Source organism: Halomonas sp. (assembly GCF_033549285.1).
Lineage (GTDB): Bacteria > Pseudomonadota > Gammaproteobacteria > Pseudomonadales > Halomonadaceae > Halomonas.
This window is the reverse complement of record NZ_JAWSUJ010000107.1, coordinates 1-13,567: the sequence shown is the minus strand read 5'-3', so window position 1 is coordinate 13,567 and position 13,567 is coordinate 1. Positions and strand designations below refer to the sequence as shown.

Genomic DNA, 13,567 nt, shown 5'->3' with positions numbered 1-13,567 from the left:
AAGCGCCTTGCCATGGTTCCGTCCGTGTCAGGTATCCTACACACATTATGCACGAAAACTTTAGATTAGGCACTTAGGAGATTGCTACGCACTAGAAGAGAGAACGAAGAGTAAGAGAGTAACTATTGGAGGCAGTGCTTACGATAAGGAAAGCATGACCAAGGCTCATGCAGAGGTTCTTGATCATATAACGCATGCTGTTCACTGGGGGTGTAAATATGATAAGGAGACTGGGGAGAGAGTAGTAGGAGAACCTCTTGATTCGATCGTGGATATTGGCTTACATCGTAAGTTCGTAAAGGCGCTACTGGGTACGCGCCGCTCTGGGATGGAAAATCGTCGTCCACCAGTACGCTTCTTTACTACTAACTACGATACGCTGTTAGAAGACTCAATTTCATTAGAGCGGTACACATCTTGGGATGGTTTTTCTGGTGGGGCTATTGCCTATAGAAGCCATCGGTATGGTTCTGATGAACCTGGGTATGCGCAAAGGTATGACGCTCACGTTATGAAGCTCCATGGTTCAATAGATTGGCATCTTGATGATGATGGCCATCTTATAAGAGTCCGTCTCGGAGATAAGTATCCTGGGAAAGCCAAGCGGGTGATGATATACCCTCAAGCTACAAAGTATATTGCGACTCAGCGTGATCCGTTTTCTGCTCAGTTTGATCTATTTCGACGAAGCCTTAACAACAATGAAGGCAACGTTCTAGCAATTTGCGGGTATAGCTTTGGAGATGAGCACATCAATCATGAAATTGAGCTCGCGATGGAAAGCCCGGGGAACGATACTGCAATTCTTGCTTTTGTAATGGAAACAGAGAGAGGTCTACCTGAGGCGCTTGATGCCTGGCTAAAAGAACGCTGGGGTAAACGAGTATTCGTGATGACGCAGAAGGGTCTTTATAACGGAAGCATCGGACCTATTTGTCAGCTAGAAGAGGGAGGTGAAAGAGGCTGGTGGACTTTCGCCGGTGTAACCAATCTTCTCGAAAATGGACCTAGAGGTGCCGCGAAATGACGGATTTCAAACCAGTTGAAGCCTTGAGGATCGGTAGCATTGTAGAAGTGGCTGGTACCTCGATACGTGTTGAGCTAAGCGGTGACGTTTCTGAGCTTACGCGTAGTTATGATGGTCGCATTTACCCTATTGGCCAGATGGGGAATATTGTAAAAATTCATTTCGGGCGAAAAATTATATTTGGTTTTGTTACATTGCTGCGTATGCGATCAGAGGAATTGGTCGAGCATGGAATTCCAGTGCCACCGGATTCAGATCAGCGGATAATGGAAGTAGAGCTCTTCGCCGAGGGTATCTGGGATATGGCAAAAAGAGGGCTAATTTTTTCCCGTGGTGTTTCCACTTATCCTTTGCCTCAGCAAGGTGCATATTTATTGACCCGAGAAGAGGCAACGGAGTTATTCCAGTCTGCAGAAGGAAAGGAGCCCGATGATGGAAGTAATCCATTAGTCCCATTCGGTCACTACGTGGGCACAGAAGCTGCTCCTTGCCGAGCAAATATTGACAAGATGTTTGGTATGCACTGCGCGGTTTTAGGCTCCACGGGCTCAGGTAAGTCTGGAGCGGTTGCTGCACTGCTACACAGTGTGTTGAGTCATAAAGCTAATGGTGAAGACTCTCTAAAGCCAAACATAGTTATTATCGATCCTCACGGTGAATATGGGGCAGCTTTCCAGGACAAAGCGGTTATCTATCGTGCGTATGACCCGGTAGGGGCCGAAGATTTTGAAGGAACTCCCATCAAATTGCCTTACTGGTTGATGAGTGCAGACGAATTTAGGCACCTCGTAATTGGGAAAACGGAGCAAGAAGCTACCTCACAGAACAATATAATTTACAAAGCCGTGGCTCATGCTCGAATGGTTGCCGCCGGTATCGCTGAACCTGCTCCAACTGAGTATGGGGGTGACGCTCCAGGGGATGGACGAGCACATGATGAACCTCGTCCGGTAGCGGGGGTCTCCGATGAGCAAATTATGCAGTTTGATAGAGATAAGCCTAGAGCATTCTGTCTTGATGAGCTCGTTCGCCATATTACTTATTTGCAGGCAGCCCGTAACCAGAATGGAAAGCTTAACCCAATACCGGCAGGTGATTTCAGCAAGATCTTTAAGTCGCTACTGGATAAAATTGCGGTTTTAAGAAGAGATCCACGGATTCATTTTTTGATGGATAACTGGTGCCTTGGGGAATTAACCATAATAGATGTAATTAAGCAGCTAGTGGGAAGTGAAAGAGAGCCCGGTGTGGGGTTGGAAAGTTTGAAAATTCTTGATATATCGGGATTGCCTAACGAGGTTGCGGGTCCCTTGACAGCGATGCTGGCGAGATTGCTTTTCCAATATAAGATTTACCAAACTTCGGAAGAGAGAAGAAAAGACCCAATCCTTCTGGTTTGTGAAGAGGCTCATCGCTACGTACCTGACCGAGGAGAAGCTCAATACGCATCTGCTCAATCAGCGGTACGGAGAATTGCAAGAGAAGGCCGAAAATACGGACTTGGATTGATGTTGGTAAGCCAACGTCCCGCTGATATAGAAAGCACAGTTATTTCGCAATGCGGTACTTGGCTAGTACTTCGACTGACCAACCATTCTGACCAACAGCATGTTGCTCGTTTTTTACCAGATGGACTATCAGGAATGGTTCGAACGCTGCCGAACTTGGCACAGCAGGAGGCTATTTTCGTTGGAGAGGGAGCATCACTACCTTCCCGTGTTCGCATAAAAGATCTTTTGGAACAAAATCTACCTCGATCCCAAAGTGTGAAGTTTGCAAATGGTTGGAATGGAGAAGGTTTGTCTGAAGAAGAGCTCGGAAGAGTCGCTGGTCGTATGACAGGATGACCATTAGGAGGTCTCAGACCGAAGTGCTATCTGTAGAAATAATTGATATCGTTATTGCATGGGCTTTTTGAGGTTATGCTTCTGCTCCGGTCGTGATCTGAACTTTATATCAGGCCTTCCTGAATGTCAGCTTCTGGCCGAAAGCTGCCATTGTCAGGAAAGGCAATGGCAGCTTCTCTATGGCAAAGCGCCATGGCTCCCTATCAAGCTTCGTCACCCACTTCCTGACTTATCACGACCCGGTTCCTGCCGCCGTGCTTGCCGGCGTATAGGGCTCGGTCGGCCTGCTGGATCAGGGCGTCCAGGTCGGTCTCCTCGTCGAGAACCCCGGCGATGCCGATGGTGACAGTCAGGCGGTGCTCGGGCATCTCCTCCATCACCGGCAACTCGGCGACCTTCTGCTGCAGTCGTTCCGCGACCATTTGCGCGTCCTTCAGGTGGGTCTCCGGCAGGGCCACGATGAACTCCTCGCCGCCGAAGCGCCCGATCACATCCTGGGGGCGGAGGGATCGCTTGCAGGTCTCCGCGATCGCCGCCAGCACCCGGTCGCCCTGGCTGTGCCCCCAGGTATCGTTGATGGCCTTGAAGTGATCCACGTCGATCATGAACAGGCTGAAGGGCGCCTTGTCATGCTGCGAGCGCTGAAGCAGCGCCTCGGCTCGCGTCATGAAATGACCGCGACTGTCCAGGCCCGTCAATACATCCCGTTCGGCGACCCTGCGCAGCTGCGCTTCCAGCGACTTCCGATGAGAGATTTCCTCGGCCATCTGCCGGTTCTGGATACGCTCTTCCTGCAGGAGCGCGAACTGCCTTCGCTGCAGCTTTTCCAGGCGCAGCAGGGCGAAGAAGCCCACGGCATTGGTCATGATCAGCAACAGCGATATGCGCAGTGCCACCACGGCAGGAGCGTCCGCCACCACCACCGCCGCGGCCAGGAAACCCAGGCTCAGGTAGAGGCTGGCGATGGCCACGATAGGCAGCAGGTTGGGGATCAGCAGGTAGAACGCCATGGTGGCGACTACCACCGCGGTGACCTGGGTGGGCAGGCTCTCGGGACGCAAGGGAATGATCAGGATGATGCCCGTCGCCAGTATCCAGAGGGGCAGGGCGTGCAGCCACACTCGGCGGTTATAGTCGCCGTTGCGTCCGATCAGGAAAGCCAGCACCAGGCAGGAGACCACCACCACCAGGCGCATGGCGAGCAGCAGGTAGAGCTCGGTGCTCACGCCGGTGTAGTGGTAGTCGGAAATGGCAAACATGCCGAAGACCAGGGCCGCCACGCAGAGCGCAAGGCCGGACTCGAGGCGCACCCTGGGCGCGATCTCCCGGCGATATATCGCCTCCCTGCCTGGCTTATGAAACTGACCGGTCAGCCGGTTCAACCGGTCTCTTGTTATGGGTGATGACAAAGCCCGGCTCTCCCGGTCCTGTGGTGATCGAAGACATGACCGGGGTGGCATTCGCGGTGAGCGCCCTTCCTCTCGGCCCGGTGCAATATAAGCGTTTCTAGGTAGCGGTAAAACGGGCGGCTGCCAACGTTCAAACGGCGCCCAGTCCACTTACCCGCATCACGCGCCTCTCGACCGCCTCCAGCAGCTGGCCGCGTCCGGTCTCGACCAGGGTGAGCCAGTGCCTGGCGCGGGTGATGCCGGTATAGACCAGCTCTCGCGTGAGGATCGGGTTGGGAGCGTCGGGGAGCAGCAGGGCGGTGTGGGTGAACTCCGAGCCCTGAGACTTGTGCACCGTCATGGCGTAGACCGTCTCCACCGCCTGCAGGCGGCTGGGCAGCACCCACTTGATCTGGCCGCTGCCGTCGCCGGCGGGGAAGGCGACGCGCAGCGTGGGGCCGCGTCTTGCATCACCGCTTGGGCTTGCCGGCTGCGGCAGCGCCAGGGTGATGCCGATATCGCCGTTCATCAGCCCTAGCCCGTAGTCGTTGCTCGTCACCAGCACCGGGCGGCCGGAATACCAGAGCCGGCGGCCGTCGCCGCTGTCGATCAGTCCTTCCTTCTCCAGCGCGACGCGGATGCGCTCGTTCAGCCCCTCCACGCCCCAGGGGCCGCGGCGCAGGGCGCAGAGCAGCTGGAACTGGCCGTGGGCGGCGAGCACCGTGCGGGCCCAGTCGTCCAGGGCCTCGCGGTTGATCTCTCCGTTCTGGCCTGCCTGTGGCGTGGCGTGTTTCATGACTTCCAGGTTCTGCATTACCTCTAAATAGTGGCGATAGCCCACCGGCGGCGGCAGCGGCCGGCCACGCAGCGTGCGGCCCTCGCCGCGGCTCTTTCCTCGATCAGGGAAGCCCGCGGCGTGGCCCGAGACCACCAGCCGCTCCAGGCTGCGATCCTTGTCCGTTTCCAGCTTGAGGTGCGAGAGGTCGGCATAGCCGTGGGTAAGAACGTCGCGGATGGCGGTGCGCTTCTGCTTGCCCGGTTCATCGCGGTTGACCGCGCCGGCCAGCTGGCCGATGCCGCTCTCGGCATCGAAACGGTGGCTCACGCGCAGCATGGCGATGGCCTGGTCCAGCGGGGCGCCCTCGGCGTCGAGCATCTCCGCGGGCAGCGCCTGGCCGGTGGCTTCGGTGAGCCAGTCGGCGGTCTCGGGCGTGTAGTGGCCGCCCTCGGCCCGGGCGCACAGGTCGCCCAGCACCGAGCCGGCTTCCACGGAGGCGAGCTGGTCCTTGTCGCCCAGCAGCACCAGGCGGGCCCGGGGCGGTAGGGCATCGAGGAGTGCTGCCATCATCTCCACGTCGACCATGGAGGCCTCGTCCACCACCAGCACGTCCAGCGGCAGCGGGTGGCGGGTGTTGTGGCGGAAGTGGCGGGTGTCGGGCCTTGAACCGAGAAGCCTGTGGAGGGTGGTGACCTCTGTCGGGATCGCCTGGCGAAGTCGGGCGGTATCGTCTTCGGCACCGGCAAGCAGCGGCGCGAGCGCCGTCAGGTCCAGCCCCGAGACCTGCCCGGCGATGGATTCGTTGAGCCGTGCGGCGGCCTTGCCGGTGGGGGCGGCCAGGCGGATGCGCAGCGCTCGCTGCCCCGCGCCCAGCGCCAGGGTCTGGAGCAGGGCGAGCAACTTGACCACGGTGGTGGTCTTGCCGGTGCCGGGGCCGCCGGTGACCACCGCGAAGGGCGAGCGGGCGGCCAGGGTGCAGGCGGCCTTCTGCCAGTCCATCGTCTCGCTCGAGGGGAAGAGGGCGGCCAGGGCCTGAGAGAGAGCGTCGAGATCCATTGCCTGATCGGGGCGCCTATCGGCGCCATCGCGTGGCGTCGGTGTCTCCAGCCGGTCCGCGATATGCTGCTGGATCGAGCGCTCGTGGTGCCAGTAGCGGCGCAGGTAGAGCCGGGTGCCGTCGAGCACCAGCGGGGTATTGCCCGGGCCGTGGCCGACGACCAGCGGGTGAGTGAGCGCTTCCTGCCAGTCGGCCAGCGCCATCTCTCCGAGCAGCTGGCTGGGCCGCGGCGGCGGGTCCTCCAGGCTGTCGCCCTCCGGGGGCAGTGAGAGCGCCAGGTCCGGCTCGGCCAGGGTCTGCGCCAGGTCCAGGCAGACATGGCCGCGGCCCAGCTGGTGGCTGGCCAGCGCCGCGGCCAGCAGCAGCGGGGCGGGGGCATCCGGCACCTCGCGGGCCAGGAAGGCGGCGAAGGCTCGGTCCAGGGCGCGCAGCCAGCCGCGGGCCACCCAGCGGTCGAGCAGGGCGAACAGCGCCTCGGTCTCGTGCAGGGCCTCGGCGGTGGCGGCCTCGTTGGGGGCGGCCTCGTCGGTGTGCGGGTGGTCACTCATGGCGGGCCTCGGCGTCGCGGAACAGGGCGTCCAGTGCTTCGATCAGTTGGCGTGGCGGGCGCTCGCGGTGCACGCCGCGGGAGGGCGCGTGCTGGCCGCGCAGGAAGACGTAGAGCGCCCCGCCCAGGTGGCGGTCGATGTCGTAGTCCGGCAGCCGCGCCTCGAGTAGGCGGTGCAGGGCCAGCAGGTAGAGGCAGTACTGCAGGTCATAGCGCTTCTCGCGGACCGCCTCCGCCATGGCCGCCTCGGCGTAGGCCTCGTCGTCGCGGCCCAGGTGGTTGGACTTCCAGTCGAGTACGTAGAAGCGCCCCTCGTGCTCCACCACCAGGTCGATGAAGCCCTTGAGCATGCCGTTGAGCCGGTCGTGCTCCAGTGCTGGGCGGGCAGCGCCGCCCAGTGTGTGAGCGCTGACGAGGGCGTCCAGGCGGGCGGTATCGACCCGGTGGGCGGCGAACCAGAACTCCAGCTCGACCTGGTAGTGGGCGCTCTCCAACCGGTCGAGGCGCAGCGGCGCCACCGGCCCCTCCGGGGCCTGCGGCACCGGCAGCTCGCTTTCCAGCAGGCCTCGCAGCCAGGCCTGGAGTGCCGGGATGCGCTCGCGCCAGCCGCGCAGGTTGGCGCGCCGCGCCAGGGTGTCGTTCAGGCGCTCGGGCTCCGCGGCCAGCCGGGCGAAGCCCTCGTGCCCGGCCCACTCCAGCAGGCCGTGCAGGAAGGTGCCGGCCGCCGGGCCGCGGGGGAAGCGGTGGAGTGAACCGTCACTCGCCTGCTGGACAGGCTGTGCCGGGTCCTGGGGCTCGTCGCGCATCTCCCGGGCGGTGGCTTCAAGAGCGCTTTCAGGTTCTTCCAGAAGGGGGGGCTCTTCCATGGAAAGCGCGGTCTCGGGCTCTTCCATAAAGAGCGCAGTCTCGGGCTCTGCTATCAACTCCGACGGCAGGAGCGCGGTCTCGGGCTCTTCCTCCTCACCCCCGATACGCTCGACGCCCAGCCGCAGCGCCGAGTAGCTGGCGATCCACCAGTGCTCCCGGGCGCGGCGGGCAGGGGTGAGTGCCTCGCGCAAGGCCTCGTCGTGGGCCTCGATGGGCACCACCCGATCATCGGGCTCGGGCGCCGGCTCCACCGTCAGCTCCCTCTCCTCTGCCCCCTGGGCGAGGGGGAAGAGGGCATCCAGCAGGCCGTCTGTCGAGAGCGGCGCACCGGCGGTGAGCACCTGGCCGATGGCGCTGCGCTCCAGCCCCTTGAGCGGGGCGATGCCCAGCCAGGTGGCATGGCGGGCGCGGGTCAGGCCCACGTAGAGCTTGCGCAGGTCCTCGCCCAGGCGCTCGTCGTCGGCGCGGGCCAGCACCGTCTCGTCTGCCTCCAGCGAAAGGTGGCGCCGGCCCGCCGCGTCGTGCCAGGTGAGCGGCAGGTCGCTGGCCTTCTTCTCGCGGAAGGCGCAGATGAAGGGCAGGAAGACCAGCGGGTACTCCAGCCCCTTGGACTTGTGGATGGTGATCACCTGCACCAGGTCGGCGTCGCTCTCCAGGCGCAGGCGGTGGGTGTCGGCCTGGGCCGGCGGTTGGCTGCGGGCCTCGCTGAGGTGGCGCAGCAGGGCGTGTTCGCCGTCCAGCTCGGCGCTGGCCTGCTGCAGCAGCTCGCCGAGATGCAGGAGGTCGGTGAGGTGCCGCTCGCCGTTGACGAATCGCTGCGCGGGCGCATCACTGCGTTGCGCGGTGCTCGAAAGCTCGCCTAACCCCTCGTTATGTCTCGCTTCCTGTGCTCCGTGCGCCTTGTGCTGCATCCCGCTCGCTGATTCTTCCCTCTTTGCAAGCAGCCGGGTGGGCACGGCGAAGTCGGCCAGCAGCCGGTGCAGCATGGGCAGCACGCCCTGGCGCTGCCACTGGCGGTGGTAGGCGCGGAACTGCAACACGCGCTCCTCCCAGGCCAGCTCGTCGTGCTGGAGGGCGTCGAGATCGTGGAGGCCCATGCCGAGGCTCGGCATGGCCAGCGCGGCGTGCAGGCGCCGCTCGCTGTCGGGCTCGGCGCAGGCGGCGAGCCACACCTCGAGCTCCAGGGCCGCCGGGGTCTCGAACACCCCCTCCTTGTCGGAGAGGTAGACGCTCTTGATGCCGCGCTCGAGCAGCGCGCCGCGGATCGCCCTGGCCTCGTTCGCGTTGTTGACCAGCACGGCGAGATCCGACGGCTTGAGGGGCCGGAAAGGCTCGCCAGGCTCGCCAAAGCCGGTGCGGCCCGCCTGGCCCTCGCGTAGCAGCTCGGCCATATGGGTGGCGCAGCGCGCGGCCATCTCCTTGAAGTAGGCGCCCTTGGTCATGCCTTCAGCCGCGTCGCTTCCGGACTCAAGGTGCCCGCCCGTCAAATGCCACAACGTCATGGCGGGGAGCGGCTCGCCGTCACGGGTCAGGACATCCTTCCGGCCCTTGGCCTCGACCGGCAGGAAGGGCACCGGATTGTCGAGCACTTGGCTCACTGGCTGCGCGAGCGAATCACTGCGTTGCGCGGTGCTCGAAAGCTCGCCTAACCCCTCGTTATGTCTCGCTTCCTGTGCGCCGTGCGCCTTGTGCTTCATCTCGCTCGCCGATTGATCCAAGCGCTCTTCTCGCCCTCGTTGCTTGCGGAACAGGAAGGCGCCGCGGCCGGCGGGGTGGGTCTCGGCAAAGCGGAACACCCGGTTGACGGCCGCCACCATGGCGGTGGCCGAGCGGAAGTTGGTGCCCAGGGTGACGTGGCGCCCGGCGGTGTCGCGCCGCGCCTGCAGGTAGGTGTGGATGTCGGCGCCGCGGAAGGCGTAGATCGCCTGCTTGGGGTCGCCGATCAGCAGGACGGCGCTGGGGTCCTCGGGATCGGGCGCCTGGGCCAGCCGGTAGACGTGGTCGAAGAGCCGGTACTGAACCGGGTCGGTGTCCTGGAACTCGTCGACCAGGGCCACCGGGAACTGGCGACGCACGTGGGCCGCCAGCGCCTTGCCAACGGGGCCCTCGAAGGCGCGGTCGAGGCGCTCGAGCAGGTCGTCGGGGCCGAGCTCGGCGCGACGCTGCTGCATGCGCTCACGGCGCTCGGCCATCCAGTGCACGGCGTGAGCCAGCAGGTCGGCGTGAGCATCGGGCAGGGCCTCGAGCCGCGCCGGCAGCTCGGCCAGGGCGTGCAGGGCCGGGTGGTCCAGCGGCTCGCCTTGCTGCCAGATCTCGGCGATGCCCTCCGGCGTCAGGCGCTTCCAGGCGGTGTCGGTCAGCGCCGGGGTGGTGAGCTCGGGATCGCCGGCCCAGTCGCGCAGGGCACCCAGCCAGCTGGCGCGGCTGCGGCTGTTGAGCTTGCGCTGGTCGAAGGCCTTGGCGGCGGCGGCCGCCTCCAGTCGCTCGGCGAGCTCCTCCAGCCAGGCGGGCCAGGCCGCCTTGAGCTCGGCGAGCACCCGCGCGCGCTCGGCCTGCATGGTGGCAAGTGCCCCGGCAGGGGGCGGGGCATCGGGCAGCAGGTCGGCGTCGCCCTGCAGGCGGCGCACGTCCTCGGCCAGGGCGTCGGGAGTCTCCCAGTAGCGGGTGACCACCGCCAGGGCCCCGGCGTCCAGGGCGTAGTAGAAGCTGCGCCAGTAGTCCCGGGCGACCTCGAGCTCGAGCTCGGACTGGTCGAGGTTCATCTCCAGCGAGAAGAGGCTGCCGCTCTCGAAGGCGTGCTCGCGCAGCATGCGGTGGCACCAGGAGTGGATGGTGGAGACCGCGGCCTCGTCCATCCACTCGGCGGCGAGCTGCAGGCGGCGGGCGCAGGCGGGCCAGCGCTCGCGGGGGTAGCTGTCGCGCAGGGCGAGCAGGGGGTCAGACCCCTCAGCGGATTTTGGGGTCTGACCCCCAAGGGGACTTTGAAAGGCATCCGCGGCCTCCACCAGCCGGGCGCGGATACGGTCGCGCAGCTCGCGGGTGGCGGCGTTGGTGAAGGTCACCACCAGGATCTCCGGTGGGGTGAGGGCGCGGGGGAAACTCTCGACGTCGGCCTCGTCCCGCGGGCCCAGCACCAGGCGCACGTAGAGCAGGGCGATGGTGAAGGTCTTGCCGGTGCCGGCGCTGGCCTCGATCAGCCGGCTGCCGGTGAGCGGCAGGTGGATCGGGTCGAGGGTGGGTGGCGTCTGGTCCTGCGTGCTCATGCCTTGCCTCCCTTGCCCTTGCCGCTATTGCCCTTCTTCTCCTTCGGCTTGCGTACCGCCTGCAATAGCGGGGCGTAGAGCCGCTCGGCGAGATTGGCGAAGCCGCCACCTTCCGCCGACTGGACCAGCGCCTCGAGCTCCGGCCACTGGCGCATCAGGTAGGCGTCGCGGCCGCGCTCGCCATGGTCGCCATTGAAGCCGCTGCCGTGGAAGGCGGTGTCGGCGGCCTTCCAGGCCTTGTCGTCCTCCTCGCTGGCCTTGCCGGCGAGGCAGCGGGCCATGGCCTGGGGCGTGCCGCCCTTCTCCAGCCAGGCGAAGGCGGTGTCCCGGGCCAGCGGCAGGGGCGTGGTCATGCCGAGCTGCCAGGCCGCGGCGATGTCGACCAGGTGCGCGCGGGCCTGCTCGGCGGGGAGCGGGGCGAGGGTGCCGCCGCCGGCGCGGGAGAGCAGCCGCGTGGTCATGGGCCCCTCCAGCTGGCCGGCCAGGTGGGCTATCCAGGGGATGAGCCAGTGCCGCCACTGGTACTTGCTCTTCTTGACCAGGCTGCTGGTGGTGAGCAGCACCCGGCAGCGCTCGCCGGCATCGCTTCCGCGCAGCTCGCCCAGCCAGTCCTCCAGCGCCAGGCCCTCACCCAGCGCTTCTTGCAGGTCCAGCGAGACGCCGAGCGGCTCGTCCAGGGCGTGGGGCCACGCCTCGAGCACCTGTCGGTAGTCGGCGAAGAGGGTCTCCATGGGCTCGACGAGCTTGTCGCGCATCTGCTCGGCGAAGCCGCCCATGGCCAGGCGCCCCTGGCGCTCGAGGCGCTCCAGGGTGGCCAGCATGGCGGGCTCATGCGGCTCGCCGGCCTCCACCGCCGCGCGGCTCGCCTCGATCAGCGCATGCTGCAGCTGCCAGTGGTCGAGGCCGTCGAGCTTGAAGGGCTCGTGGTCGAGCCGCTCCATGGCCTCAGTCTCCAGGAAGACCTTGAGCCGGGTGGTGTAGAAGGCCTGCACCGGGGCCTTGAGGAAGTTGCCCAGTTGGGCCAGGGTCAGCGGGCTCTCCTGCCGGAAGGGCGCCATCGGCGGCTCCGCCGCCGGTGCCGTCGCGGGCTCGACGTCGGGGCGGTGCAGCTCGCGCCACTCGTGGGCGTAGGTGGCGAGTCGCGATCCTTTGCGGAAGTACTCCACGCTGAAGGGCTGCAGCGGGTGTTCGGTGGTCAGTGCGGCCAGCAGCGCCTTGCCGTCATCGTCGTCATGCCCGGATGACGCTCTACACGATAAGCGCCAGCCGCGGGCGAGATGGTCGCGAAGCTGGCCGAGCAGCACCGAGGGGGGCTGCTCGCTGTTGTCGATGATGCTGCGCCCCACCCAGCTGATGCTCAGCCGGTCGCGGGCCGAGAGCAGCGCCTCCAGGAAGAGGTAGCGGTCGTCCTCGCGGCGCGAGCGGTCGCCGGGGCGGTAGTCCTGGGCCATCAGGTCGATGTCCAGCGGGCGCTGGACCCGCGGGTAGTCGGCGTCGTTCATGCCCAGCAGGCAGACGTGGCGGAAGGGGATGGCGCGCATCGGCATCAGGGTGGCGATGTTCACCGCCCCGGCCAGGAAGCGCTGGGAGAGGGTCGCCTCGTCCACCTGGGCAAGCCAGTGCTCGCGTACCACCGAGAGTGGCAGGGGCTCGCTGAGCCCGGCCTCCTCGGCGCTCTCCTGCCAGGCCTCCAGGGCCTGCTCGAGGCGGGTCAGCGCCATCAGGTCCTGGTCGGCCTCGGCCAGGAAGCAGGCCGCAAGCATCTCGCGCAGCCGCTCGCCCCAGGTGGCCACGTCGCAGGGCTCGGCCAGCCGCCGCCACTGGGTCTCCAGGGTGTCGATCAGGGCCACCAGCGGGCCGGCCAGCGCCGCCTCCAGCCCGCCGATGTCGTCATAGGGCTCGATGCCCTGCCAGTGGCCCTCGGCGGCATCGCCCACCGCATAGCCGAGCAGCAGCCGGCGCAGGCCGAAGGCCCAGGTGTTGGCGGTGAGGCCTTCCGGCAGGTCGAGGCTCTGGCGCTGACGGGCATCGAGCCCCCAGCGGATGCCGGCGCCCTCGATCCAGCGGCGCAGGGTGGGCAGCCCGCCCTCGGAGATGCCGAAGCGCGCGCGGATGGCCGGCACCTCCAGCAGGTCGAGCAGGTCGCTCACCGAGAGGCGCAGCTCCGGCAGGCGCAGCAGCGATTCCAGGGCGATCAGCAGCGGCAGGCGGTGGCGGCTCGCCTGGTCGGAGAGGGTGAAGGGGATATGGCGCGGGTCGTCCGGATCCAGCCGGCCGAACACCGCCTGCACCGCGGCGGCGTACTGGTCGACGTCGGGCACCATCACCAGGATGTCGCGGGGCTTGAGGGTGGAGTCCTCGCTGAAGGCGGTGAGCAGCTGGTCATGGAGGATCTCCACCTCGCGCAGGGCGCTGTGGGCGACCTGGAAGCGCAGCGAGCGGTCGCGGGCCGGGTCCACGGCGGGCCAGGCCTCGCGGGTCTCGGCGAGCGGGCGCAGCTCCAGGATATCGTCCTGCAGCTGGCGCAGCAGGCTGGGCTCGGCCTCTTGCGGAGCTTCCCCGAGTGGCGAATCGAAGAGGTCGATGCGCAGCGCCTCGCCCTCGAAGAGGCCCCGATAGGCCTGCTGCTCGTCGAACTCGTCCAGCAGGCGCAGGTAGTCGCGGCCCTGCTTGCCCCAGGCGGCCAGCAGCGGCTGGGCGTGGAGGTGCAGCTCGGTCTCGGCGAGGTCCGCTGGCATGCCGGGGCGGCGCTGCTGGCGGCGTCTCTCCGCTCTCAGCAGGTCCTTGTGCTCG

Annotated in this window: 6 protein-coding genes; 2 read left to right on the top strand and 4 right to left on the bottom strand. The window is 65.2% G+C overall.

What is annotated here, in order from left to right:
• Positions 1-154: 154 nt before the first annotated feature.
• Complete coding sequence (locus tag SCI24_RS18220) at positions 155-1,027, top strand: SIR2 family protein (protein ID WP_318726726.1); 873 nt, start codon at positions 155-157, stop codon at positions 1,025-1,027.
• Positions 1,024-2,874, top strand: coding sequence for an ATP-binding protein (locus SCI24_RS18215; protein WP_318726725.1), 1,851 nt, complete (start codon positions 1,024-1,026; stop codon positions 2,872-2,874). The genes SCI24_RS18220 and SCI24_RS18215 overlap by 4 nt, the downstream gene beginning before the upstream one ends.
• Positions 2,875-3,077: 203 nt before the next feature.
• Here the strand turns inward: SCI24_RS18215 and SCI24_RS18210 are convergent, their stop codons facing one another.
• From SCI24_RS18210 to recC, 4 genes are all read right to left on the bottom strand, one after another.
• Positions 3,078-4,256 (bottom strand): GGDEF domain-containing protein, encoded by a 1,179-nt coding sequence (locus SCI24_RS18210; RefSeq protein WP_318726724.1) that lies wholly within the window; start codon positions 4,254-4,256, stop codon positions 3,078-3,080.
• A 157-nt stretch (positions 4,257-4,413) separates the two neighbouring features.
• On the bottom strand, positions 4,414-6,645 hold the full coding sequence (gene recD / locus SCI24_RS18205; RefSeq protein WP_318726723.1) for an exodeoxyribonuclease V subunit alpha: 2,232 nt from the start codon (positions 6,643-6,645) through the stop codon (positions 4,414-4,416).
• On the bottom strand, positions 6,638-10,774 hold the full coding sequence (locus SCI24_RS18200; RefSeq protein ID WP_318726722.1) for a UvrD-helicase domain-containing protein: 4,137 nt from the start codon (positions 10,772-10,774) through the stop codon (positions 6,638-6,640). The genes recD and SCI24_RS18200 overlap by 8 nt, the downstream gene beginning before the upstream one ends.
• A partial coding sequence (recC, locus tag SCI24_RS18195) for an exodeoxyribonuclease V subunit gamma (RefSeq protein WP_318726721.1) occupies positions 10,771-13,567 on the bottom strand: 2,797 nt, incomplete at its 5' end. The genes recC and SCI24_RS18200, both read right to left, overlap by 4 nt.